Here is a 22,693-nt window from a genome sequence, read left to right on the forward strand (position 1 = left end):
CGGTATGTGCCGAGCCAACTTATTTATGCATTGAGCGGCATCGACGGAGAATACGGGCCATGAAAATCAGAAATAGCCTGAAGTCAGCCAAGGTGCGCGACAAAGACTGCCGTGTGGTTCGTCGTCGTGGCCGGGTTTACGTCATCAACAAAAAGAACCCCCGCATGAAGGCCCGTCAGGGCTAATTCATGGTTAGTCTGGCCCTTACGGGCAAGCTTATCATGATGATCATGCATAAAGCCCGTTCCCTCGGTCCCCGAAGGAACGGGTTTTTGTTTTTAGGCCTGTCCACAGCCCTCTGCATTACGGCTGTTCCTGCTGCATGGGCGGATACAGCGCCCAAAACCCAGCCTACCCCCTTGGCAGCGCCTGCTCCAGCAGCTGGCACTGGCACTGGCACTGGCACTGGCACTGGCACTGGCACTGGCACTGGCACTGGCACTGGCACTGCAAAACAGATTGCCCTGTTGGTCAAGCAGCTTGCCCAAGCCCCAACGCCCGAAGAGGCCCATACCCTGCAAGAAAGGCTTGAGGCCTTACGGGCAGCGCACCTTTCCCCCACCACGCAACTTCTGGTCCGCCGTGCGGAAAAAGACCTGATATCCGAAAAACCGGATGATGCCGTGGACGATATGGGGGATGCACTGGCACTTCAGCCCGATCAGGCCATTCTGTGGCGCACCCGTGCCCAGATGCGCCTTGTTGCTGGCAACCTGAAGGGCGCTGTAGCGGATTTGGGGGAGGCCCTGATGCGTGATGCAGAGGACGCCCAAAGCTGGAGCCTGCTGGCCAGTGTGGAAGAACACCTGAACGATGGTCAGGCCGCACTTAAAGCATGGCAAAAGGCAACCGCCCTCAACCCCATGCTGGACAGAAGCCACAAACGCTCCGATTCCCTGCGCATCAAGGCGTTTGGCCAGCCAACCTGAGCAGGCTCAGGCCTGCCGGTTTTCAATCAGGCTTTTGCGGATCTCGCGGCCACGCTCGATCTTGTTTACAATATAATCCGCATCTCCCCAGCGGATCGCGCGGGCCATGGCCTGAGCATCTTCCATAAAGCGCCCCAGCATTTCCAGCAGGGCCTCACGGTTAGCCAGAAAAATATCGCGCCACATAATGGGGTCGGATGCCGCAATCCGGGTAAAATCCCTGAAGCCCGAAGCCGCCAAGTCCAGCACTTCCGAGCGGGTTTCTTCCGCCAGATCATCAGCCGTGCCGCAGATGGTAAAGGCCAGCAGATGCGGCAGGTGGCTCACAATGGCGCATACACGGTCATGGTGCGCGGGGGTCATTTCCCGCAGGCGGGCACCACAACGCGTCCATAATTCGCGGATCTGCTGCAGGGCTTCTGGCGTTGTGGCTTCCAGCGGGGTTAGCAGGCACCAGCGATTTTCAAACAGGTCCGCCAGCCCCGCATCCGGGCCGGAGAACTCCGTACCCGCCATGGGGTGTGCAGGCACATAGGGCACATCGGCCCGCAGGCTGGGTAGAATGGCCTCGGTGACCGAAACCTTGGTGGACCCCACATCGGTCAGCACTGCGCCCGGCTTCATGGCGGGAATAACCTGCGCGGCAACGGGCCCCATGGCCCCGACCGGCACGCACAGCATAACGCAATCCGCCTGTGCGGCAGCAGCGACTACGTCTGTTGTTGCCTCATCCGCCAGCCCCAGCTCCATGACCCGCGCGCAGACATCCGCACTGTTGTCCACCGCGATCAGTCTGCGGGCCAGATGACCATGCACTTTGGCACGCCGCAGCACGGACGAACCGATAAGCCCCGGCCCAACCACAACAAGCGTGTCAAACACGACCTGAAGATGCTCTTCCGCCACGGCTCAGCTATCCTTGATTGTGTTGGAAGGGGCAGAATACCCAATATTTTCGCCCTGTGCCGGAGCTGCAGGCTGCTGGGGTGCATTCTGGCGCAGGCCGCGCATTTCCATAAACTGCCACAACAGCAGAACGGGAATACCAATGGTAATTTCCCGCCCACGGCGGAGCAGGGAAATACCAAGGGACAGGGACGGGTCTATGCCAAACGCATGGCCAAGCGCCATATAGGCCCCTTCCTGCACGCCCAGACTACCCGGGACCAAAAACCCGACAGACATAATGGCACAGGTTACGCCTTCCACCGCCACAGCGCCGGGGAACGTCAGCTGCGCACCCAAAAAGCGCGCTGTCAGCCACAGCATGCCAGCACCACCCAGCCAGCCGAGCAGATGGTAGCTGGCAGAACGGCAGATATGCCACGGGCGGCTCCAGGCGGCTTCCATACGTTCCTGCAGGTTATCCGCACCAGCCAGAATGCTGTCCCGCCACTGGGAGGCCAGACTGCGGGTAAACATCCCGCCGAACTTGCGGAACAGGTTGCCACCATGCGTCTGGGTCCAGATAAAACCTGCGGTTCCCGCGATCAGGAACAGGGTTCCCCCGACCACCGGCACCACAAACGGGCTGGAACGCTGGTGCGCAACAAGGCAGGCCACAGCCAGCAGCACAAATGCCACCTGCCCCATGACCTCGGTTGTAATATCCACAAGGTTGGCGCAGGCGGCTTCGGGCAGTTCTACTTCCCGGTCGGTGGCGCGGTGTACGCCATGGCCCGAGCAGGTCGCACGAATACCAATAACAATGCCCCCAACCTGCGAAAACGGCAGGCAGGTTGCAGCCGCATCACGCACCATGCGGGCCAGCAGCAGACGCATGTACCCGATTTCAGGAAAAGCAGCATGCCAGGCCATGCCCAGCAGGCCATCCACGGCCAGCTGGCAGCATACCATAAGCAGAAAGCCGCCAAGACCAATACGCATAACAGCACGTAAAACAGAATCGAAACCGCTCCACGCCATTGCTGCCGTAACGACCACGAGTCCAAGAAAAGTGAGAAAAACCGTAAGCTTCTTCAAGGCCTCAGCTCTGTCCGCCTGTTACGCTCGCGGCTCCGTCACGCCCATGGGCACGCCCGAAGCCCAACCGGGCGCATGTGTGAATGTTCCGCCCCCTTACACTACCACGGGGTCTGGCGCCACCTCGGGTGTCAGGATAAAGAAACAGACCAGCCGTTCGGGCTTAATGCCCAACACCTGTTTTTCTTTCAGCCCTCTACCGGGAGCGCATCCTTCATGACTGCTCATACGCTCGTAACCGGCGCAACTGGTTTTGTCGGTTCCGCCGTGGCTCGCACACTGCTGGAACGCGGCCATTCCCTACGCCTTATGGTGCGAGAAGGAAGCGACCGTAGCAACATTGCCGACATTCCGGCCGAGCTGGTGGAAGGCGACCTGTCACAGCCGGACACATTTGCGCGTGCAGTCAAAGGTTGCCGGTATGTTTTTCATGTCGCGGCCGACTACCGCCTGTGGGTACCCGACCCCGCCCCCATGATGACCGCCAACGTGGAAGGCACCCGCCTGCTTATGCTGGCAGCCCAGCAGGCAGGGGTTGAACGCATTGTGTACTGTTCCTCCGTGGCGGCCCTGGGCCTGATTGGTGATGGCACCATTGCGGACGAGAACACACCGGTAGAAGAACATGCCGTTATTGGCATTTACAAACGTTCCAAATACCGTGCCGAGCAGGAAGTGCTGCGCCTTGTGCGCGAGCAGAATCTGCCCGCGGTTATTGTGAACCCCTCCACCCCCGTTGGCCCGCGCGACATCAAACCCACCCCTACAGGCCAGATGATTCTGGACTGCGCGGCAGGCCGCATGCCCGCTTACGTGGATACGGGCGTCAACATCGTGCATGTGGATGATGTGGCAGAAGGCCATGCGCTGGCCCTTGAACGGGGCAGAATTGGCGAAAAATACATTCTGGGTGGCGAGAACTATCTGCTGCGCGACCTGTTTGCCATGGTGTCTGAAATCGCGCATGTACCCCCGCCCAAGATCAGCCTGCCGCAGGAGGTTATCTGGCCGGTGGCTATTGTGTCCGAATGGCTGTCCCGCGCTTTTGGCTTCTCGCCCCGTGTCACGCGGGAGATGCTCGCCATGTCCCGCAAGAAAATGTTCTTCTCCTCCGCAAAAGCCATGAGCGAGCTGGGTTATGCCCCGCGCCCCGCCCGCATGGCGGTGGAAGACGCCATTACATGGTTCCGCAATAACGGCATGCTGAAATAAGGAGGCGGTCCATCATGATTCTGGCTCTGGCTATTCTATGCGCCATAATCTGGATGGGTCTTATTTTCTGCCACGGACACTTCTGGCAGGCTGGTCCCATACTCCAGCCCGCCAGCATGGCAGACGCACCGGCGGCGGATATTGCCCCCGATGTTACTGTGGTTGTACCCGCCCGTGATGAGGCGGAGTCTATCGAGGCGGCACTTGGCTCCCTTCTGCAACAGGACTACCCCGGCGCGCTCTCGGTCATTTTAGTCAACGACCGCAGCACTGATGGCACAGGGGCTTTGGCCAGAGCCCTGCCCGATACCCACAACCGGCTGAATGTGCTGGACGGTGCAAACCCCGAGGCAGGCTGGAGCGGCAAATTATGGGCCGTAGCACAGGGTGTACACGAGGCAGAGCGACAGACCCCACATGGCAGTGGCTACCTGTTCCTGACCGATGCCGACATTATTCACGACCCCGCCCATGTTTCCACCCTTGTTGCCAAGGCACAGGCCGACCGGCTACACATGGTTTCCGAAATGGTGGAGCTTCAGTGCATCACACTGGCCGAACGGGCGTTGGTACCTGCTTTTGTCTTCTTTTTTGCGCTGCTTTACCCCTTTGCCAAAGTCAACAACCCAAAGGATAAAACCGCTGGGGCAGCGGGGGGCAGCATCCTGCTCCGGCGCGACATGCTCCGCCAGATCGGGGGGATTGAAGCCTTAAAAGGAGCCCTGATTGATGACTGCACACTGGCCACATGCGTCAAGCAGGCCGGGGGGCGGCTCTACCTTGGCCACTCCTGCCTTGCCCGTTCCATCCGCCCTTACCCATCCGCTACCGATATCTGGCGTATGATCACGCGTACAGCCTACGTGCAGCTTAATTTTTCTCCCCTACTGCTGGCGCTAACCGTTGTGGCCATGCTTGTGGTCTGGATGGCACCTCTTGCACTGGCCCTGTGCGCCCACGGCGCTGCGCAATGGATTGGTGCCGGGGTGTGGCTTGCCTCCACCCTGTCCTTTTTGCCTACGCTCAGGCGTTTTCGGCTTTCACCCCTCTGGGCGCTAGGCTTGCCCCTGATTGCCGCCTTTTATACCGCAGCCACCCTTGGCTCCGCCCTTAACCACCACCGCGGGCGCGGTGTGGTGTGGAAGAACCGGGCCTATACCGAGGCCATTCCCAACAATGGGCGGGCCAGCCCCCCGGACGCAGAGCAGAAAATACAGATCCCCAGACGGTAGGTTTTTTTGCCGTTACCTGCCCTCCGGCATTAAGGGATAGGCATGGCAGGCGTGCTCATGTAAACACCAAGCTGCCCTTGGGGTCCCTTTTTTTGAACACGGCACGGCATGACTGACGATACACGCATCTGGGGAAAAGCTGACGTTTCATCCGGCAAGGGTGCGTCTGACGAGAACTTTCCCGTAGGCTCCCTCCTTCTCAGCCGCAAACTGCGCCCGCATGTGCATGCCTATTACGATTATGCCCGTGTTATTGACGACATAGCAGACTGCGAAACCCTCTCCCCCGAAGACAAGGTCACCCGGCTGAATGCCATGGAGGAGGTACTCCTTGGCCAGCGCAGCGCCATTAACCGGGCCGATGCGCTCAGTGCCGCACGGCTGCGGGCATCGCTCATACAGACCAATGTGCCGTTCGAAACAGCAACAGACCTGCTGATCGCCTTCCGTGATGATTCACGCGGCCATGAATACCGCACGTGGGATGACCTGCTGCATTACTGCAAATATTCCGCCAACCCGGTCGGGCGCTACCTGATCTGCCTGCATGGGGAAGACCCGGCAGCCTTTGGCCCATCGGATGCACTGTGCACCTCCTTGCAGATTCTGAACCACCTGCAGGACTGCGCCAAGGATCTGGAGCGGCTCCAGCGCTGCTACATGCCCACAGAGCTGATGCAACGTGCCGGCACCTCCGCCCAGGACCTGCTTGCAGGCCAGACCAGCCCTGCCATGCGCAGGGTGTTCAACACCCTGCTCGACGGGGTGGATGCCCTTAACCGGCAGGCCAGCGCCCTGCCGGCCCATATCAAGGGCCGGCGTTTCCGTATGGAATGTGCGGCCATTGTAGAACTCGCCCACCGCCTGACACAGCGCCTGCGCCGCGAAGACCCGCTGGCCGGGCGGGTGGCCCTGCGCCGGACGGACGCCATGCATGCAGCCATTGCGGCCCTGCGGGCATGGGCATGACCTTCCCGAACGGTGAAAGTTCTGTAAAAAGAAACCCGTTCTCTTCAATCTTGACGAAAAACAGGTGAAAAGCGCGTGACAGCCGTAAACATCCAGATGCACGACAAACCGACCCCGCTCGGATGCGATCCGGCTGATCTTGCCTGGGTGGAAAGCACCGTCAAACAGGCAGGCACCTCCTTTGCCGCTGGCATGCGCATCCTTCCGCCCATGCGGCGTTACGGCATGTACGCCATTTACGCCTTCTGCCGCGTAGTGGACGATATTGCAGATGGCACGGCCCCGCTGGCCGAACGCACCAAAGGTCTGGAAGACTGGCACCAGCGCATTGCCGAGCTTTTTGCGGAACGGGCTGTCCTCCCGACCGAACCGCTGGACCGGGTTCTGCTGGCGACCATCAACTTTTTCTCTCTCCAGCAGGCTGATTTTGATGCCGTGATTGATGGCATGCTGATGGACACGCAGACCGCCATTGTTGCCCCGGACGAAAAAACGCTGGACCTGTATTGCGACCGCGTAGCCTCCGCCGTGGGCCGCCTGTCTGTCCGCATTTTTGGCGACAGCTCCAAAAATGGTGACCTCGTGGCTTTCCATCTGGGTCGGGCCTTGCAGATCACCAACATCCTGCGTGACATTCCCGAAGATGCAATCCGTGGGCGGCTGTACCTGCCGGCTGATCTGCTGGAACGCTTTGACGTGCCCAAAGACCCGATCAAGGCTCTGTCCGCTCCGGGGCTGGAACTGGTCGCCCGCGTTATGGCTGCCCGTGCGCAGGACCACTTCCGCACTGCCTTTGCCACCATGAAAATCTGCCAGCCCCGCTCCATGCTCCCCGCCCGCATTATGGGTGCAAGCTACGAGTCCATTCTCAAGGCGCTGTGCAAGCGTGGCTGGGGTGCAGACGTGCTGCGCGCACGCCCCCATACCTCCCTTCTTGGCAAAGCCCGGTGGTTTGCCCTTTCCTACACGTCCTGAGATAACGGCAAAACGCGGCATGTCTGGTATTTTGCATATTATTGGCGGTGGCATGGCTGGCCTTGCCGCTGCGGTAGAAGTCGCGGGCACCGGCACGCGTGTGATCGTGCATGAAGCCGGGCGGACATGCGGCGGGCGCGCCCGCTCCTACCATGACCGGCATCTGGACTGCCGCATAGATAATGGCAACCACCTGCTCCTGTCCGCCAATAGCACGGTGTTCCGCTACCTTGGCATAACGGGAGCACTGGATACGCTCAGCGGACCGGGCAAGCCGATTTTCCCGTTTGTTGATCTGGCCGAGGATGCACGCTGGACGCTGGATTTGTCCCGCGGGCGTCTGCCTCTATGGGTTTTCCAGCCTCACCGCCGCGTGCCGGACATGCGCCTGCCCGAGTTGCAGAGCCTCTACCGCCTGATCCGCGCAGACGACCAGACAACAGTGGCCGACTGCCTGCTGCCCGGTGCCTTTACCCGCAGACTGCTTGAACCTTTTTCCATTTCCGCCCTGAACACCTTGAGCGATACAGGCAGCGCGGCACTGCTTGGCGCTGTGGTGCGGGAATCGCTCTCGCTCGGGGGGCATGCCTGCGTGCCGTGGTTTGCGCGTGACGGTCTTTCTGAGTCTCTCGTGGACCCGGCCGTTGCTTATCTGGCCTCCATGAACGCCGAGATCCGCACACAAACCCGCATTACGGGGCTGGACGTTGCTAAAGGCCGCGTAACCACGCTCCATACTGCGCAGGACAGCATTGCCCTGTCCGAACATGATAAGGTGATTGTCGCCACCACAGCACCGGTTGCCGAAGGGCTGCTGAGCCAGCACATGGCCGGGCTGACAACCCCCAATGCGTTTGAGAGTATTCTGAACCTGCATTTCCGTCTGGCAGAGGCCCCACGCCCTGTTGGTTCTTTTGCCCAATGCGGATTTATGGGGGTTATTGGCGGCGTGACCGAATGGGTGTTCCTGCGCGGGAATATCCTGTCTGTGACCGTTAGTGCGGCCAACCGCTACGCCAAGCATGACCACGAGGAACTGGCCCGTACCATCTGGTCCGAGCTGCGCAGCGCGTGTGATGCGGTATTGGAGCAACCCCTTCCCTCCGTACCGGATGCCCAGCGTATTGTATGGGAAAAGCGCGCAACCTTTGCCGCCACCCCGGAGCAGAACCGCCGCCGCCCCGGCTCGGCCACTCCTCTGGTTAATCTGGCATTGGCAGGGGACTGGACCAACACAGGCCTGCCTGCAACGTTGGAAGGGGCCATGCGCTCGGGCCTGCGCGCCGTACACGCACTGGGCCTGAAAACACCGTCCTGAAACTACGGCTGTTGTTCTGCCCCCGCTGCGCGTTATCCGGGTTGCGGGGAGTGTGTTGCCCCTAGCCATATGTGCTGCGGTTCAGCACAGACCCGGGTACCAGAATATTGCAGGCAACCATACCGGCCATCTGTAAGGGTTCAGAACCCTGCGTGCTGGCCGGGGCCATTTTACCAGCTTAATCCGATTGTTTTTCGTCTCCACCAAGGCCTGGGTTCTGATCCATGACACAGTCAACCACCGCGCACCGCGCCCCAACACGCCCTGGCATTCTGGTCGGGCTTAAAGCAGAAGCACAGTTGATCCGGGGTGTGTTCCCCCACGCAGCCATTGCCGCAAGTGGTGCCACCAGCGCTGGCGCACAGCGTGAGGCCAACCGGCTTGCGGCATGTGGGGCAGACTGCCTGTTATCCTTCGGGCTTGCAGCAGGGCTGGACCCGGCTCTGCCACCCGGGACCATTGTTATTCCCAGTGCCGTGCAGGCATGGGGCAATGTCTGGCCGAGTGAGCCAACCTTGCGCCATATTCTGGGCGGGGAACAAGCCGGGGTTATCAGCGGGCCTCTCCTCCACAGTGATCAGGTCGTATTGCAGGCCCAGCACAAAGCCGACCTGTTTGCCGCTACGCACTGTGCCGCACTGGATATGGAAAGTGGCTTTTTAGCCCGTGCAGCCCATGAAGCAGGTTTGCCCTTTGCCGTGCTGCGGGTTGTGTGCGACCCGGCAACACGCTCCCTCCCCCCCATTACGGCCTGTGTTCTGTCCCCCGATGGTGGGTTGCAAATCGGCCTGCTGCTGCGCTCCCTGCTCCGCCACCCTTCCCAGATTGGTGGATTGATCTCTCTGGGGCGGGACGCCGGGCTGGCACGCAAAGCCATGCTGCGTTTTCTGCACGAGCAGACCACCCGTCCTGCATTCCAGCAGCTTACCGCCCGCACCACGCAAGGTTGACGCAACCACAGGCCAAGGCACATCCGGGCCCGCAACTCTACGCCCCGATGCTTAGCCTCGACCCACAACAAAAAACCGCCCGGCATATAACCGGGCGGTTTTTTTTAAGCACACGAACCAGAATGTCTTACTGCGAGAAAGCTCTTGCCAGAATATTCTGCGTTTCAAGCGACACAGGCAGGGTAGAGTTGGTAAGGGCCACACCTTTCCACCCTGCACCAAGGGCTGTGTAAAGGTTCACCGCATCGCGCAGGCGTTCAAGACGGGCCAGAGCTTCCATGTTCTGCGCGTTCAGTGTGGTGCGTTCGGTTGTCAGCACTTCCAGAAAGCCAACCAGCCCCGCGCCATACAGTTTACGCGCACGGTCACTGGCTGTTGCGCTATCTTCCGCCGCTTTGTGCAGTTGCTCGGCATATTCAATATCATCATGCCAGGCCGCCATGGAGTCTTCGACCTCCTTGAAGGCCGTCAGCACTGTCTGCCGGTATGTCAGGCGTGCTGCCTCGGCCGAAGCCTGCGTTGCGCGGACTTCAGACGTCATTTTACCACCGTGCATCAGCGGCAGGCTGGCCATAAGCAGGAACTGCCAGCTCATGGCATTGACCTGAAACGCCTGATACATGGCAGAGGCATTGGGGTTGAAGGTCAGCGGCACCACAAAATGCGGATACAGATTGGCAACGGCAACGCCAATCTGGGCCGTGGCGACGGCGTAACGCCGCTCCGCCATACGCACATCCGGGCGGTTGGCAATGACAACAGAAGGCAGAACCGCCGGGAACTCCGGCACAACAGGCAGCGGACGCTGCTGCTTCAGTTCATCTTCCAGCTCACCCGGCATTTTACCCAGCAACACCGCAATCGCATGCGTAACCTGAGAAACACGGGTTTTAAGCGGTTCGCGCGCTGCGATCTGGGCATCCAGTTCCGCCTGAGCCTGCGCGATCTGCAAGGTGTTCCCCACACCTTCCAAATACAGCTTGTTGGTCAGGTCCACGGCGTCCTTGGCAACGCGGATATTGTCCGTGGCAATCTGGATCTGCAACTGCGTTACGCGCAGCAGCATGTAATCCGACGCCAGCTCGGACAAAAGCCCCATGAGCACCGCACGGCGGGCTTCAATTGTGGCTTCAACTGCATGTTCACGGGCCTGCACATCACGCCGGATACGCCCGAACATGTCCAGCTCCCACGATGCCGTGGCACCGTAGGTCAGCATGGAAGCTTCTGGCCGGTTTGCCGGGTTACCCGGACGCAACGGCCAGTTATCGATGTTCAGGGAGTAGCGGACATCCCCGCCCCCCATGTTGGCATCCATCTGCGGGTACCATTGCGCGGCGGAACGGTCACGCATGGCGCGTTCGGCCAGAATACGCTGCCCCGCAATCTGGAGGTCGTAGTTCCCCTTTATGGCGTCCTGCACAAGGCGGGAGAGAAGGGGGTCCTTGAACAGGGCCCACCACTCGACCATTTCCTTGTTTGTGCGCTCAATCTCTTCAGGGGTGGCAACATGTTCCTCCGCTGCCTCCTTGAACTGGGCAGGCAACTTCATACGGTCAGGCTGATAATTGGGCCCAACGGTACAGGCGGAGAGAAACATGCTTGTTGCGGCACATAACCCAAAGCGACGGCGAGCCTTCATGCGCTTCATCCTTGGCCCACGCTCAGAGATGATCTTGCAGCCAGGTGGTCAACGTACCCCTGCGCCCGGTTGGCTCTGGCCCCACGCTGACCGTAGCTGTCATACCTGCTGCGAGGGTGACGCTATCGGGCACATGGTCAAGATGGATACGCACCGGAATACGCTGGGCGAGCCGGACCCATGTAAAGATCGGGTTCACATCCTGTAGGCCCAGCTTATCAGGCGTGCCGTTGGTATCGTTAATACCACGCGCAATGCTGACAACATGCCCGGTCAGGATTGGCTTGTACCCCATGAGCTTGACGCGGGCGACATCGCCCACATGCACGCCCCACATCTTGGTTTCTTCAAAATACCCGTAAACCCAGTAGGAGTCGGCATCAATCACGGCCATACGTGCCTGACTGGCGGCTGCGTAATCGCCCACCCGCAGGTTCAGGTTGGTCACATAACCATTGACGGGAGAATACAGAACCGAGCGCTGCAGGTTCAGCTTGGCCACGTCCAGTGCGGCGCGGGCTGCGTCCACTGCGGCAATCTGGGTTGCCACGTTGGAGTTGAACACTTCCTGCTCTTCGGCCGACACAATGCCACCCAGGCCCATACGGCGCTTGGCGTCATTACGTTTGAGCTTCAGGTCTTCCAATGCGCCATCCAGCCGGGCCTGTGCCTCGCGGATAGCCAGACGGAAGCGGACCGGATCGAGCACAAAGAGCGGGTCGCCCTTATGGACAAACTGGTTATCCACCACCGGAATCTGCACCACGGTGCCAGAAACTTCGGGGGCCACATCGACCACGTAAACACGCACGCGCCCGTCGCGGGTCCAGGGGGCGATCATGTAGACGTTCCAGAGAGTGATCCCCAGAACAATCGCAAGAGAGACGACCGCCAGGGTCAGAACAACTCGTATCAGGGTGCGCAGAAGGGGCATTGCAGAGACTCAAAAGCCTTTTCAGGTCAGACGTAGAGGATCAGCAGACAGAGAATGCAGACGTAAAGCGAAACTTCAAACAGCGCGATATGCCAGAACCAGCCCAAAAGGCCACTCCACCACAACGCAAACCGGATACACATGGTCAGCGGGAGTGCTGCCAGCGCATACACAACAATCGGTGCCATAAAGACACCAAAGAGATTAAATTCCGTCAGCATGACACCGCCCTGGACACCAGCATTACCGTGCGTCCCTTTTTTCAGCATCGGAACTCTCTTTATGGGCCTGAGCAGCCTGCTCTACCCGGTCGAGAACACCACAGCACTGTTCCAGCTCCGGGTCGGACACACCAGCCATAAGCCGGGCCGTAACCTGATCTGCCACGCTGCTGACCAGAGCGGCCACCTGCCGCCCCTCCGACGTGATGCTGACAAGCTTGGAACGCCGGTCTTCCTCATCCGTCTCACGCACGACGTAGCCGCGTTTTTCCAGCACATCCAGAAGCCGCACCAGTGAAGGGGCCTCGAGTGACAGGGAACGGGCCAGATCGGTCTGGCGCATGGATGAGGATGAAAAGTTGAGATAGTAAATGGGGCGCCACGTGGCATCGGTCAGACCGAATACCCGCAGATCGGCATCTATTTCCCGCCGCCACATGGACGCAAGTCGAGCCAGCCGGTAACCGAAGGACCGGCGAGTCTCGTTGTCCACAACAGGATTATGCTCAAGTTCCATTCACTGCTCACACTAGCGAGTATGCAAAAAGTTTGCACACTCACAAAAGACTGACGCCATCATTTACAGAAACAATCCAGCGCGCCAATGCAAATTTGGAATGGAACCTATGGCTTAACCTAGACTGGACAGATTCAGTCCTTTTTACCGCGCACAATATCCCACACCTTGCGGGTGCCACCGCGGCCAACGGCGGTTGCAACGGTGGCCGTAACCGCAGCCATGGTTACGGAGTCGCGCATCTGGGTCATGCAGCGGTCACGCATGATCCGGGCTTCCACTTCATCCGTGGTCAGGTAGGAGCGGCGGCCAAACAGAACGCACACAAGGGCGGCCAGCACATCCAGCCCGAACACGGTAAAGGATGCGCCAACCGGCCCGAAGTGGCCAACAAACACAAGAAGAATCCAGAGCAGACCATGCCCCGTGATCAGGGCAAAAAGGCCAAACACCGCAGCCATGATCAAAAACGCGGCCTGACGACCGTAACGGATGGCCATCTGCTGCATCAGGGAGGACTGGGCAGATAGGGCGGATTTACCAAGATCAAAGATGCGCATGGGCTCTGGAGCTACCTTCGTTCAGATGACGCGCAAAGCGTCAGCGAGACATGCGCCCGATGATAAACCCCACCACGCCGGAAATGGCAATGGACAACCAGGACGAACGACCGCTTGTACGCTTTGCAAGATCGTTGCGCGTATGATCCGCCAGTTCGCGGGCATTGGCAACTGCCTGTTCTGTCAGATCACCTGCCTTGCCGCCTGCACGGCCCAGTGCGGGAACAATATGTTGTGTAACCAGACGCTCAATATGGGCTTTAACGGCCTCCAGTTCTTCACGCGCGGTGTCGGCTGCGGCTTCGCCAGCCAGCTTAACGTCTTTGATTTTATCTGATGACATGAAACAAACCTCGTTGACTTTACCGTTTTAAATTACAACACCATTGTAACCCACAAAAAAGGACATAGTTGCATGCCGCCAGCGCATGGCTCACTCCCGGCTTTGGCGCTTACGGATTTTACTGTCCTGCCCGAAGCTCCTCCACTTGCCTTACGCCTGAGTTCCGGCTGCTGCATGGCCCTGCTGGGAATCGGCCCCACCACGCACGACCTGAACGCGCTGACCGAAGCCCTGACAGGGCGCAGCCGGACATCGGGGCAGATATGCGTATACGGGGTGGATGTCAGCCATAAACCGCAGGGGCGGCGCGGCATTGCCACAGCGGGGGTACATGCCCCCCTGTTCGACCACCTGAGCGTGACCGACAACATTCTGTTCCCCCTCCGCGCCACGAGCCTGCTCTCCCCTGCTGAGACCAACCGCAGGCGTGATGAGGTTCTGGCCCTGACAGGGCTGGATGCCGTGCGCACGTTCTTACCCCCAGCACTCTCCACCGAGCAGGTTTTTCGCGCGGCACTGGCACGCGCCCTGATTACCTCCCCCGACCTGCTTGTGCTCAACCAGCCTTTAAATGGTATGCACCCACAGGCTGCAAAACGCTCGCTGGCGTTTTTGGAACGACTCCGCCAGGCCATTGGCCTGACCTCCCTGTTCCTCACCTCGGACCGGACCGAGGCCTTCATGGCCGCCAACACCATTGGTGTGCTTGATCAGGGGCATTTACTACAGGTGGCGGATGCCCCCACCCTGCTCAACCGCCCTGCCACGCCTGCCGTGGCGCTGGCATTGGGGGACGCCAATATCCTGACCGGCAAGGTCCTGCGCCTTGACGATGATACAGCCGAACTCCGGCTGCCATCAGGCGAAACAGTCGAGGCAATGGCCGATGGGGATCTGGCGGAGCATGATCTGGCGAGCATCTGTATTCTGCCCGACCGGCTTTCCGTTCTCTTTCCTCGGCAGGTAGAGGCTGATAATGCTGCCGAAGCAGGCGACCTGCCATGCACCCTTGTATCCGCCCACCATCTTGGTCACACCATTACCATGCGCATGCGCCTGCGGGATGGAACGGAAATAACTGTTAACCGCCCCCCCGTGCATACACAGCGCGAGCTCAGCGCAGGCCGCCCTGCCCTGCTGGCCTGGCAAACACGGAACGCAACAGCCTTTCCGATGGATAAAAAAACCAGCTAGATTTAGGCTGGCAAAACTGGCCAACAAAAACGACGCATGAGGTTTACCCTGTTCTCTTTCTCTTTCCTGAACACACCCGACAGGCAGGCAGTGTCCTCCCAGGAACGAGGGCAGGCTCCTTCTCTTGGCGTTTTATCGCGCCGTCGCGCATTGCTGGCCGGGCTAGGTTGTCTGACACCTTTGCTCCCAGCTTCTGCCATGGCCCGGCACCCCGCTCCGCAGAGCAAAGCCGCCAGAAGCCTCCATATCCTGACCTTTTCGGGCAAAATTGCCGGGATACAGAGCAAAATCCTGTTCAAACCTTATGAACAGCTTACCCACCAGACTATTATACCCCATGGCTGGAACGGGCAGATCAGCGATCTGGAGCACGTTATAAAGCAGACACACCGTCCTCTGGCTGCTGCCATGATGGAAAGCAGCAGCCTGCGCATTGGCTGCAACCTCAAGCTTCTGTCACGCCACCAGACCGACAGCTCCCTCAGCAATTGCGGCCAGCCCTCCGCCGCAATAGATTACGCCATGGCATGGGACCGCGCCCGGTTTGACGCAGCCCCCAACTGGCCCGATTTCTGGGATGTTGCGCGCCATCCCGGCCGCCGCAGCCTCCGCCGTGACCCCCGCCTGACACTGGAAATTGCCCTGCTAGCCGACGGCGTGCCCGCCAATGCGCTCTACTCTGTTCTGGCAACGACCGAGGGGGTTAATCGCGCTTTCCTCAAACTTGAACAGCTCAGACCCTATATTGTCTGGTGGTCCACGCCGGAAGAAGCTGGACACATCCTGACTTCGGGCGGTGCTCTTATGGGCTGTGTTCCCACGGGGGAAATTCTGGGCATATCCGGACCAGACCGCCAGCGTTTTGGCCTGCACTGGCAGCAGCGTTTTCTGGTCCAATATGGTTGGGGAGTGCTAACCGCTGCCGCACGTAACCCTGCGGCTCTGGCTTTTGTCTCCTGGCTGGAACAGCCGGCACAACAACAGGCATTTGCCAATGCCTGGCCCTCCCTCCCCTCCATAACGGAACTGAATGCTCTGGCTCCACGCCTTAGCCACGTTCCACCTGCCATTATGGTCGATGACACCTTCTGGGAGGCCAATCTGGAAAAGCTGAGTGACCGCTTCCAGCAATGGATTCACCACGTATGATTCCGTATTACTGGGGCCTTACTGATGCACATACAGCGTGCCTCCATGGCCTGCTGATTCTCACAACCAGTCTGGTGGCTACTGCCCTGCTCCTGGGGCTGGGTATTCTCCTGCGTGTAGAACAATGGCTTTATGCGGCCACACTTTTTCTTCTGCTTCCTTGCATCGTCCTTTCCGTAGCACTGCCTTTTTTTCTACATACACAAACCACACCGTTTTTGCAGGGCCTTTTCCTTCTTCCCCTCCTTTTGTTTCCATTATCGTTGCCTATCAGAACCTTGCAGCAGGGCTGGTCGGCTACCGCACGGGAACTCGGCGCAGGCCGACAGGCAAGGCTCCGTTTTTTCTGGTTGCCACTCCTGAAAAATGCTGCCTGCCAAAGTCTTTTTCTCTCACTTCTCTTTAGCATCGTACAATGACACCTCCATCCCCTCCCTCCTTCTGGAAAACCACTCCCCTTGCGGACATGACAACCGAACAATGGGAGTCTCTATGTGATGGCTGTGGCCGATGCTGCCTGCACAAACTCCGTGATGATGACACGGAAGAACTCCACTATACATCTGTCGCATGCAGGCTTCTGGATGTAAAAACCTGCCAGTGCACAGACTACCTCAAACGCCACCGCAAAGTGCAGGACTGCGTAACCTTAACCCCCACCATGATCCCGGACCTGGACTGGCTTCCGCCAGACTGTGCCTATAAACGACTGTCTGACGGTCTCGACCTGCCCGCATGGCACCCGCTGATCACTGGGGACCCCAACACGGTTATCACTTCCGGCGCATCCGCTGCGGGGCGATGCATTAGTGAAAGACGTGCAGGAGCACTGGAGGATTACATTGTTGACTGGCCAGCAGAGCCTGCGACAACTCCCGACGGAAATTAACCTTTCCGCCCAGGAGCCCTTACAGGTCATCTGGAAGCACTCTTTGCGGGCAAGACGCCTTGCCCTACGCATTGCTCCACACGAGCAAAAGCTTGTTGTTACCATCCCGCAAGGCTGCACCTCTGCTCAGGCGCTTGCATTCGTCCAGAAAAATCACGGATGGATTAGTGAGCGTTTGAAGAAACTTGAAAAGGCACCGTCTTTTTCAGCCAACAACACAATTCTGATTGAAGGAAGACCCTACCGGATTGTCCACTCCCCAGAACAACTGGGGGGCGCATGGCTTGAAAACGACCGCGTTATGGTGAGTGGGGATGCGGCATTTATTAACAGACGCGTGACCGATTTCCTCCGCAGCCATGCCGCGACTGTATTAAAAAGAGAAGTGCAGTCAATGGCCCAGCACACTGGCCTGCGCCCAACCCGGGTGGATATCCGAGACACGTCCAGCCGGTGGGGAAGCTGCTCCTCAACAGGCCGGATCATGCTGTCCTGGCGCGTGATCATGGCACCGGAACTGGTACGGCACTACCTGATTGCCCACGAGTTAAGCCACCTCCAGCACATGAACCACGGTCCGCTCTTCTGGCAATGTGTAAGAAGCATTACACCACACAAAACACAGGCCGAAGCATGGCTCCGCCAGAAAGGACCTCTCCTGCTACAAGCCAGATGAACCGAAGATTTGCGCAATAGCCGAAGCATGCTAAAGAACAGCCGCATAGGCCATACAAAGCATATGCGAACTTGGCGGAATGGTAGACGCAGGAGACTTAAAATCTCCAGCCCGTATGGGCGTGCGGGTTCGAGTCCCGCAGTTCGCACCACAAACTGTTGAAAAACAGAGGTATTTTGTCCGAGAGGGAATTTTCCCATAATGGGAAAACTTCATGCTCCGCGCCATCCCGTCCCGACGCACAGGACAGCCTCGTTATCACTTCCGCCGCATCGTCCCGGCACTGCTCCGTCCCCTGTTGGGCAAGACCGAGATTTCCCTTGTCCTCCATACCTCTGATAAGCTGGTCGCCCGTGAACGTGCAGCCGCCCTGTATGCCAGGACGGGACAGCTTTTCAGAGCAGGCAAGATGCAACACCCCACCAAAGACGACCTTCTGGCCCTCTATCGCGACCTGATTGACAGCTACGAGGCCGCTCTGAAAGCGCAGGAAGAGAGTGCCGAAAAAGTGCTCGAAGCCGAACGCGCCCAGCATCTCATTGAAAAAGCCGATCTGGTCACCAAGCAATCAACCTTCCTCAATACGGTCCTGCCTCACATGGAAGGCCTTCTGAAGGGACTGGGACAACTCAGGCACACCCTCGAAAAACGGGAAGTCTGGGCTGTCACCGAAAAACAGGGCTTACAAAACCAGATCACCACGCTCTGTAGCCTGATCCAGACCAGCCTGCCTCACAATGAAGATAAACCCGATGGGCAGAAATCCTCGTCCAAACAACCGCGCAGCATGAAACTGTCGGCGGCGGCGGACAAATTTGTCTTCTCAGTACCATCCAAAAGTGCTGGCACCATCAAAGGAACGGGCAAGACTGTAGCCCTTTTCACCGAAGCCTTCGGAGATATCCCGGTTCATCAGATCACCGGCGACGTGGTTGGAGAATTTTACGACCTTCTCTCTGGCCTGCCGACCACCCATGGCAAAGGTAAAGTCACCCTCCCCCTTCGGGACGCTGTCAGAGAGGCTGAAGACAATGGAGCGGAACTCGTCTCCGGCAAGACCGTCAAAAACCATTTCTCGCGCATGTCTGCGATCTGGAGCGAACTGGTCCTGCGAGACCTCGCTCCCAAAAACCCTTGGGCCAACTGGTCTTTCGATTTAACACAAAAGACCAATCGCCGGGCCTGGTCAGAAGAGGAACTGAGAACACTCCTGACGTCAAAATGGCTGGGGCGTGTTTTCCCCGAACGCACCTATCGGGGCATTGTGCGCATTGCTCTTTATACCGGCATGCGTCTGGGCGAGATCTGCAATCTGAGGAATGAGGATATCGAAGTCCTGAACGGTATTCCCTGTTTCCACATCCGACCCCATACGGTTGAGATCGACGGCAAAATCCGGGAATGGTCTCCCAAGACATCGGCCGGCACCCGTATCGTGCCCATTCACAGCAAACTGCTGGAAAAAAATATCCTTGAGGAATTCAGAAACGCCGGCCCCTATTTCTTCAGTGAACTGCCTATCTCCAATTTCGGGGTGCGGGGCGCCAATTTTGAACTGATCTTTTCCAAGCATAAACGGCGCCTGAACCTGCCAACGCAGGTCACCTTTCACTCCTTCCGCCATCTGGTTTCAACCGTGCTCAGAAATCAGGACAGTCACATTCGAGAGCTTTGGATTGATGACCTGTTAGGCCATGAAGCCACCCATAAAAGTCAGGGCACGACCCAATACACATCGGCTATTTATCTGCAAAACCTTCAGCGTGTTGTGGAGGCCATTACCTATCCCGATGACATTGCAAACTGGTGAACACCGAGCCGGCCTGCTCTGGTTTTAGGGGCCGGAGTAAAGGACACTGGTGCTGTTTCTTGTCACCAAAACCCTCTCGTCATGCGACCATTGGTCGCTTTGGAAGGAAACCCAGACGACCAACGGTCGCCTCACCCTCCCTTCATCAACGACCATTGGTCGCATGGCCAAACCCTCAAGTGCGACCATTGGTCGCTTTGGAAGGAAACCTGGGCGACCAACGGTCGCATCACCCACCCTTCATCAACGACCATTGGTCGCATGGCCAACCCCTCAAGTGCGACCATTGGTCGCTTTGGAAGGAAACTTGGGCGACCAACGGTCGCATCACCCGCCCTTCATCAACGACCATTGGTCGCATGGCCAAACCCTCGAGTGCGACCATTGGTCGCTTTGGGAAGAAACCTGGGCGACCAATGGTCGCATAAAACACCCCTTACGGTTTCTGCAAAAAGATGTGCTGTCTCCCAACCGAACACCTCTTTCCAATCAATTTATGACATGAAATCAGTCTCTTAATTCAAAGCCCAACAGCGTGAAGTCGGCACGTTCTGATCTGTCTGGGGATTGGGTGCGGTTAACACACACAACACAGTTTGCTTACGTCCTTCTACTGTTAAAAGAACCCCTTGCCCCGAATAGTCCGTCGTGCTGATGACCTTGAAACCCTTGTTCAATAACTCGGTCAAAGACAGCGCGAGTGGTTTCAACGTCGTGGGAACCGCCAAAGGACTATAGGGGGATTTCACACCCGACTGCGGCAGCCAGTCCCCCGATGACTGGGCAAAACCACAAACTGGCCCTAAAAGGCCAAGGGCTGTCATCACCATAAAACCGGCTTTGCGCATGAGACTTCCTCCTTCTAATGCTGTTACAGCCTGTAACGAATTACCTCCTGTTTATTACATCAGGCTTTAAGGAAGCGCTTCTGTGCAACACACTTCGCTGGAAGATCAGGCACGCACCTTGGAAGCAACGGGTGCTTACCGGGTTTTACGTCGTATCGCGCCCCTTCCACTTGAAACACAGGTGCCGCGTGATCAGACCCGTGTGGGCCTTTTTCTTGATCTTGAAACCACCGGCCTTGACCCTGCCTGTCATGAGATCATCGAATTCGGGATGGTGCCTTTTGTCTATACGCTGGATGGGCGCATTCTCGGCGCCTTACCAGCCTTCAATCGTCTGAGAGAGCCTTCCCACCCCATCCCTCCCGAAATTACCGCCCTGACCGGCATCACACAGGAGATGGTTGCGGGTAAAACCATCGCCCCTGAAGAGGTCGCCCAGTTCGCAGCACAGGCAGCCCTCATCGTTGCCCATAATGCCCGCTTTGACAGGCTGTTTGCCGAACGCTTCTGGGAGGGGTTTTCAACACTACCCTGGGCCTGTTCCATGGAAGATGTGCCCTGGCAGGCAGAGGGCTTTGAAGGGCGCAGCCTTGGGTATCTCGTCATGCAGGCCGGGTGGTTTTTTGAGGGACACCGGGCTGCTGATGATTGTCTGGCGGGAGTGACCTTGCTCAGCACACGTCTGCCTAAAACACAGACCCCTGCCCTCTCCGCCCTGCTTCACGAAGCGCGACAACCCCGCTGGCAGATCTGGGCAGAAAATGCCCCCTTTGACCTTAAAGATAAGCTCAAGGCCCGTGGCTACCGCTGGAATGACGGCACTGATGGCCGCCCCAAAGCGTGGTTTACTGAAGTGCCGCAGGCGCAAAAAGAAGACGAACTGCATTTCCTGAAAACAGAAATCTATCTTCGTGAGGTCGCCCTGCTCACCCGTGAAATTACCGCATGGGATCGGTTCTCAGCCCGTGCCTGAAACACGCCCCTTTCAATTCCCCACTTCCCTTATTCCTCGGCATGGCAACAGCAGACAGGCGGAAATCGCCTTCTTCTCGGACGTAAAGGGTAGAACGTGTGCTCTCTGAAACCGGACATCGTCCTGCTTAACTGACGGCACGCCGTAGTGTCGCCTCGCCTTTTTTTTATGATAAAGAGCAATCAGCCAAGACTTTGAATAAAGAAAGACGACCGTGATGGCAGATCGTGTGGCAATTCTCTTTCAGGCGCTTTCACCTCCTGTGATTAATGGCCAGCGCAAAGCCCCGAAACCCGGAGGTTATTCTGACAGCGGCGCTGATATCGGTTTCACCCTTCGAAACGGCGGAATCGACGTGCTGACGCCGGTTTTGCGAGCCGACCCGGCACGGGCACTCGACTGGGTATTCCCCGATACAATAGACGGGATCAATGAAGCGATGCGTCAGGGCGCCACCGTCCTGTGGGCGAATACCGTTCTTTTCGCGGGTCATCCGCTGGAATACGTCATGAATCGTGTCGCAATCGTCGGCCAATTACCGGCGGACGTCCAGAAATTTGACGACAAATTTCGCACCAACCGTATGCTAACCGAACATGCCTTGCCGATTGCCCGTTCCTTCCTCATGGGGCGCGGCAACGGGGCTGAAATCCTGCTGGACACATTGGATGATGCCACGCTGTCAGCACGTGGTCTGGCCTTTCCACTCATACTCAAGCCCGTGCGTGGACGCGGCAGTCAGGGCGTTGTTTGCACGAAATCGCTAGCCGACCTGAAGGTACAGGCTGAATCGTTATTGGCTTCCGGCGACTACGGCACGCTTCTCATTCTGGAAGAATATCTCGACGGAGAGGAGTTGACGGTAACGGTCATGCCGCCAGGCTCCTCATGCCCACCAAAAATGGAAAATGCTCCGTCTGTGCCTTCTTTCTGGGGGCTGCGGCCAGTCTGCCGCTTCAATCATACAGACGGCGTTGCGCCTTATAACGGTGCCATCGCCGTGACGCACAATAGTCGGGCGATCTCAACGGACGAGCTGGCATGTTCTTCCGTCGGGGCAATGATGAAAGCTTGCCTCAAGGCGGCTCACCTTGTGGACGCACGTGCGCCCATACGGATTGATTGCCGCGCAGATCGTGAAGGCGTCTATCATCTGTTCGATCTGAACATGAAGCCGAACATGACCGGTGCCGGACGGCCTGGTCGAGAGGACCAGGACTCGCTATCTGCTATTGCTGCCCGCGCAGATGGATGGGCTTATCTCGACCTCCTCAAAGCCATGCTTGAAGCTGCTTGGAAAGAATAACCTTACTCTCGAACTCTTTGGTGCTCGCATCATTCGGCTGTCCCCCTCCCCTAAATCGCCTGT

The 22,693-nt window shown here is 58.2% G+C and carries 25 protein-coding genes and 1 tRNA gene; 17 read left to right on the forward strand and 9 right to left on the reverse strand.

The window, feature by feature from the left end:
• The first annotated feature begins 59 nt into the window (after window positions 1-59).
• The gene (ykgO, locus tag ACSYTG_RS11490; RefSeq protein WP_003625637.1) at window positions 60-185 is read left to right on the forward strand and encodes a type B 50S ribosomal protein L36; all 126 of its coding nucleotides are present in this window, start codon (window positions 60-62) and stop codon (window positions 183-185) included.
• Window positions 186-188: 3 nt separating this feature from the next.
• Entirely contained in the window at window positions 189-929 is a 741-nt protein-coding gene (locus ACSYTG_RS11495; RefSeq protein ID WP_489783171.1) for a tetratricopeptide repeat protein, read from the forward strand.
• Window positions 930-935: 6 nt separating this feature from the next.
• Here the strand turns inward: ACSYTG_RS11495 and ACSYTG_RS11500 are convergent, their stop codons facing one another.
• Window positions 936-1,835, reverse strand: a complete 900-nt coding sequence (locus tag ACSYTG_RS11500) for a prephenate dehydrogenase/arogenate dehydrogenase family protein (protein ID WP_086646375.1) — start codon at window positions 1,833-1,835, stop codon at window positions 936-938.
• A gap of 3 nt (window positions 1,836-1,838) precedes the next feature.
• Window positions 1,839-2,912 (reverse strand): lysylphosphatidylglycerol synthase domain-containing protein, encoded by a 1,074-nt coding sequence (locus tag ACSYTG_RS11505; RefSeq protein ID WP_086646376.1) that lies wholly within the window; start codon window positions 2,910-2,912, stop codon window positions 1,839-1,841.
• A gap of 216 nt (window positions 2,913-3,128) precedes the next feature.
• Here ACSYTG_RS11505 and hpnA point away from each other — a divergent pair, with 216 nt between their 5' ends.
• From hpnA to ACSYTG_RS11535, 6 genes are all read left to right on the forward strand, one after another.
• Window positions 3,129-4,124 carry a hopanoid-associated sugar epimerase gene (hpnA, locus tag ACSYTG_RS11510; protein WP_086646377.1) on the forward strand — a complete coding sequence of 332 codons (996 nt, stop codon included), beginning with the start codon at window positions 3,129-3,131 and terminating at the stop codon, window positions 4,122-4,124.
• Window positions 4,125-4,138: 14 nt separating this feature from the next.
• Window positions 4,139-5,356: a glycosyltransferase gene (locus tag ACSYTG_RS11515; protein ID WP_489783170.1), complete on the forward strand. Its 1,218-nt coding sequence runs from the start codon at window positions 4,139-4,141 to the stop codon at window positions 5,354-5,356.
• A 108-nt stretch (window positions 5,357-5,464) separates the two neighbouring features.
• Window positions 5,465-6,325 carry a squalene synthase HpnC gene (gene hpnC, locus ACSYTG_RS11520; RefSeq protein WP_253528107.1) on the forward strand — a complete coding sequence of 287 codons (861 nt, stop codon included), beginning with the start codon at window positions 5,465-5,467 and terminating at the stop codon, window positions 6,323-6,325.
• 96 nt (window positions 6,326-6,421) lie between these two features.
• Window positions 6,422-7,300: a presqualene diphosphate synthase HpnD gene (hpnD, locus tag ACSYTG_RS11525; RefSeq protein WP_086646413.1), complete on the forward strand. Its 879-nt coding sequence runs from the start codon at window positions 6,422-6,424 to the stop codon at window positions 7,298-7,300.
• A gap of 19 nt (window positions 7,301-7,319) precedes the next feature.
• A complete protein-coding gene (gene hpnE, locus ACSYTG_RS11530) occupies window positions 7,320-8,618 on the forward strand; it encodes a hydroxysqualene dehydroxylase HpnE (RefSeq protein WP_489783169.1) in 1,299 nt (432 codons plus the stop codon).
• A 224-nt stretch (window positions 8,619-8,842) separates the two neighbouring features.
• Window positions 8,843-9,568 carry a phosphorylase family protein gene (locus tag ACSYTG_RS11535; RefSeq protein ID WP_489783168.1) on the forward strand — a complete coding sequence of 242 codons (726 nt, stop codon included), beginning with the start codon at window positions 8,843-8,845 and terminating at the stop codon, window positions 9,566-9,568.
• Between the two features lie 127 nt (window positions 9,569-9,695).
• Here ACSYTG_RS11535 and ACSYTG_RS11540 read toward each other — a convergent pair whose 3' ends face one another.
• From ACSYTG_RS11540 to ACSYTG_RS11565, 6 genes are all read right to left on the reverse strand, one after another.
• Entirely contained in the window at window positions 9,696-11,210 is a 1,515-nt protein-coding gene (locus tag ACSYTG_RS11540; protein WP_179290169.1) for an efflux transporter outer membrane subunit, read from the reverse strand.
• A 22-nt stretch (window positions 11,211-11,232) separates the two neighbouring features.
• Window positions 11,233-12,144, reverse strand: a complete 912-nt coding sequence (locus ACSYTG_RS11545; protein ID WP_086646383.1) for an HlyD family secretion protein — start codon at window positions 12,142-12,144, stop codon at window positions 11,233-11,235.
• A 26-nt stretch (window positions 12,145-12,170) separates the two neighbouring features.
• On the reverse strand, window positions 12,171-12,365 hold the full coding sequence (locus ACSYTG_RS11550) for a DUF1656 domain-containing protein (protein ID WP_025827705.1): 195 nt from the start codon (window positions 12,363-12,365) through the stop codon (window positions 12,171-12,173).
• Between the two features lie 22 nt (window positions 12,366-12,387).
• Entirely contained in the window at window positions 12,388-12,882 is a 495-nt protein-coding gene (locus ACSYTG_RS11555; protein WP_086646384.1) for a MarR family winged helix-turn-helix transcriptional regulator, read from the reverse strand.
• 134 nt (window positions 12,883-13,016) lie between these two features.
• A complete protein-coding gene (locus ACSYTG_RS11560) occupies window positions 13,017-13,442 on the reverse strand; it encodes a phage holin family protein (RefSeq protein WP_086646385.1) in 426 nt (141 codons plus the stop codon).
• A 40-nt stretch (window positions 13,443-13,482) separates the two neighbouring features.
• Complete coding sequence (locus ACSYTG_RS11565; RefSeq protein WP_086646386.1) at window positions 13,483-13,785, reverse strand: hypothetical protein; 303 nt, start codon at window positions 13,783-13,785, stop codon at window positions 13,483-13,485.
• Window positions 13,786-13,857: 72 nt separating this feature from the next.
• Here ACSYTG_RS11565 and ACSYTG_RS11570 point away from each other — a divergent pair, with 72 nt between their 5' ends.
• The 7 genes from ACSYTG_RS11570 to ACSYTG_RS11600 all read left to right on the forward strand — a co-directional run bounded on the left by ACSYTG_RS11570 (window position 13,858) and on the right by ACSYTG_RS11600 (window position 19,503).
• Window positions 13,858-14,979, forward strand: coding sequence for an ABC transporter ATP-binding protein (locus ACSYTG_RS11570; protein WP_489783167.1), 1,122 nt, complete (start codon window positions 13,858-13,860; stop codon window positions 14,977-14,979).
• A gap of 36 nt (window positions 14,980-15,015) precedes the next feature.
• Window positions 15,016-16,128, forward strand: a complete 1,113-nt coding sequence (locus ACSYTG_RS11575; RefSeq protein ID WP_489783166.1) for an extracellular solute-binding protein — start codon at window positions 15,016-15,018, stop codon at window positions 16,126-16,128.
• Window positions 16,125-16,547, forward strand: coding sequence for a hypothetical protein (locus tag ACSYTG_RS11580; RefSeq protein WP_489783165.1), 423 nt, complete (start codon window positions 16,125-16,127; stop codon window positions 16,545-16,547). The genes ACSYTG_RS11575 and ACSYTG_RS11580 overlap by 4 nt, the downstream gene beginning before the upstream one ends.
• Window positions 16,544-17,017 carry a YcgN family cysteine cluster protein gene (locus ACSYTG_RS11585; RefSeq protein ID WP_489783164.1) on the forward strand — a complete coding sequence of 158 codons (474 nt, stop codon included), beginning with the start codon at window positions 16,544-16,546 and terminating at the stop codon, window positions 17,015-17,017. Before ACSYTG_RS11580 ends, ACSYTG_RS11585 begins: the two co-directional genes overlap by 4 nt.
• On the forward strand, window positions 16,947-17,693 hold the full coding sequence (locus ACSYTG_RS11590) for a M48 family metallopeptidase (protein WP_491706420.1): 747 nt from the start codon (window positions 16,947-16,949) through the stop codon (window positions 17,691-17,693). Before ACSYTG_RS11585 ends, ACSYTG_RS11590 begins: the two co-directional genes overlap by 71 nt.
• A 65-nt stretch (window positions 17,694-17,758) precedes the next feature.
• Window positions 17,759-17,844, forward strand: a tRNA-Leu gene (locus ACSYTG_RS11595).
• Window positions 17,845-17,907: 63 nt separating this feature from the next.
• Entirely contained in the window at window positions 17,908-19,503 is a 1,596-nt protein-coding gene (locus ACSYTG_RS11600; RefSeq protein ID WP_489783162.1) for a tyrosine-type recombinase/integrase, read from the forward strand.
• A 515-nt stretch (window positions 19,504-20,018) separates the two neighbouring features.
• On the opposite strand, the gene ACSYTG_RS11605 is transcribed toward ACSYTG_RS11600, so the two are convergent.
• Window positions 20,019-20,351: a hypothetical protein gene (locus tag ACSYTG_RS11605; RefSeq protein WP_244896516.1), complete on the reverse strand. Its 333-nt coding sequence runs from the start codon at window positions 20,349-20,351 to the stop codon at window positions 20,019-20,021.
• A gap of 82 nt (window positions 20,352-20,433) precedes the next feature.
• On the opposite strand from ACSYTG_RS11605, the gene ACSYTG_RS11610 reads away from it, so the two are divergent.
• Together ACSYTG_RS11610 and ACSYTG_RS11615 are read left to right on the forward strand one after the other, a co-directional pair.
• The gene (locus tag ACSYTG_RS11610; protein ID WP_489783161.1) at window positions 20,434-21,324 is read left to right on the forward strand and encodes a 3'-5' exonuclease; all 891 of its coding nucleotides are present in this window, start codon (window positions 20,434-20,436) and stop codon (window positions 21,322-21,324) included.
• 217 nt (window positions 21,325-21,541) lie between these two features.
• Window positions 21,542-22,630, forward strand: a complete 1,089-nt coding sequence (locus ACSYTG_RS11615; protein ID WP_489783316.1) for a D-alanine--D-alanine ligase family protein — start codon at window positions 21,542-21,544, stop codon at window positions 22,628-22,630.
• Window positions 22,631-22,693 lie beyond the last annotated feature (63 nt).

The organism is Acetobacter sp. ESL1128 (assembly GCF_058505085.1).

What these genes read in the sequence shown, in the direction of transcription:
- ykgO (WP_003625637.1), top strand. Translation starts at nt 60, where the DNA reads ATGAAAATCAGAAATAGCCTGAAGTCAGCCAAGGTGCGCGACAAAGAC.
- ACSYTG_RS11495 (WP_489783171.1), top strand. Translation starts at nt 189, where the DNA reads ATGGTTAGTCTGGCCCTTACGGGCAAGCTTATCATGATGATCATGCAT.
- hpnA (WP_086646377.1), top strand. Translation starts at nt 3,129, where the DNA reads ATGACTGCTCATACGCTCGTAACCGGCGCAACTGGTTTTGTCGGTTCC.
- ACSYTG_RS11515 (WP_489783170.1), top strand. Translation starts at nt 4,139, where the DNA reads ATGATTCTGGCTCTGGCTATTCTATGCGCCATAATCTGGATGGGTCTT.
- hpnC (WP_253528107.1), top strand. Translation starts at nt 5,465, where the DNA reads ATGACTGACGATACACGCATCTGGGGAAAAGCTGACGTTTCATCCGGC.
- hpnD (WP_086646413.1), top strand. Translation starts at nt 6,422, where the DNA reads ATGCACGACAAACCGACCCCGCTCGGATGCGATCCGGCTGATCTTGCC.
- hpnE (WP_489783169.1), top strand. Translation starts at nt 7,320, where the DNA reads ATGTCTGGTATTTTGCATATTATTGGCGGTGGCATGGCTGGCCTTGCC.
- ACSYTG_RS11535 (WP_489783168.1), top strand. Translation starts at nt 8,843, where the DNA reads ATGACACAGTCAACCACCGCGCACCGCGCCCCAACACGCCCTGGCATT.
- ACSYTG_RS11540 (WP_179290169.1), bottom strand. Translation starts at nt 11,210, where the DNA reads ATGAAGGCTCGCCGTCGCTTTGGGTTATGTGCCGCAACAAGCATGTTT.
- ACSYTG_RS11545 (WP_086646383.1), bottom strand. Translation starts at nt 12,144, where the DNA reads ATGCCCCTTCTGCGCACCCTGATACGAGTTGTTCTGACCCTGGCGGTC.
- ACSYTG_RS11550 (WP_025827705.1), bottom strand. Translation starts at nt 12,365, where the DNA reads ATGCTGACGGAATTTAATCTCTTTGGTGTCTTTATGGCACCGATTGTT.
- ACSYTG_RS11555 (WP_086646384.1), bottom strand. Translation starts at nt 12,882, where the DNA reads ATGGAACTTGAGCATAATCCTGTTGTGGACAACGAGACTCGCCGGTCC.
- ACSYTG_RS11560 (WP_086646385.1), bottom strand. Translation starts at nt 13,442, where the DNA reads ATGCGCATCTTTGATCTTGGTAAATCCGCCCTATCTGCCCAGTCCTCC.
- ACSYTG_RS11565 (WP_086646386.1), bottom strand. Translation starts at nt 13,785, where the DNA reads ATGTCATCAGATAAAATCAAAGACGTTAAGCTGGCTGGCGAAGCCGCA.
- ACSYTG_RS11570 (WP_489783167.1), top strand. Translation starts at nt 13,858, where the DNA reads ATGCCGCCAGCGCATGGCTCACTCCCGGCTTTGGCGCTTACGGATTTT.
- ACSYTG_RS11575 (WP_489783166.1), top strand. Translation starts at nt 15,016, where the DNA reads ATGAGGTTTACCCTGTTCTCTTTCTCTTTCCTGAACACACCCGACAGG.
- ACSYTG_RS11580 (WP_489783165.1), top strand. Translation starts at nt 16,125, where the DNA reads ATGATTCCGTATTACTGGGGCCTTACTGATGCACATACAGCGTGCCTC.
- ACSYTG_RS11585 (WP_489783164.1), top strand. Translation starts at nt 16,544, where the DNA reads ATGACACCTCCATCCCCTCCCTCCTTCTGGAAAACCACTCCCCTTGCG.
- ACSYTG_RS11600 (WP_489783162.1), top strand. Translation starts at nt 17,908, where the DNA reads ATGCTCCGCGCCATCCCGTCCCGACGCACAGGACAGCCTCGTTATCAC.
- ACSYTG_RS11605 (WP_244896516.1), bottom strand. Translation starts at nt 20,351, where the DNA reads ATGCGCAAAGCCGGTTTTATGGTGATGACAGCCCTTGGCCTTTTAGGG.
- ACSYTG_RS11615 (WP_489783316.1), top strand. Translation starts at nt 21,542, where the DNA reads ATGGCAGATCGTGTGGCAATTCTCTTTCAGGCGCTTTCACCTCCTGTG.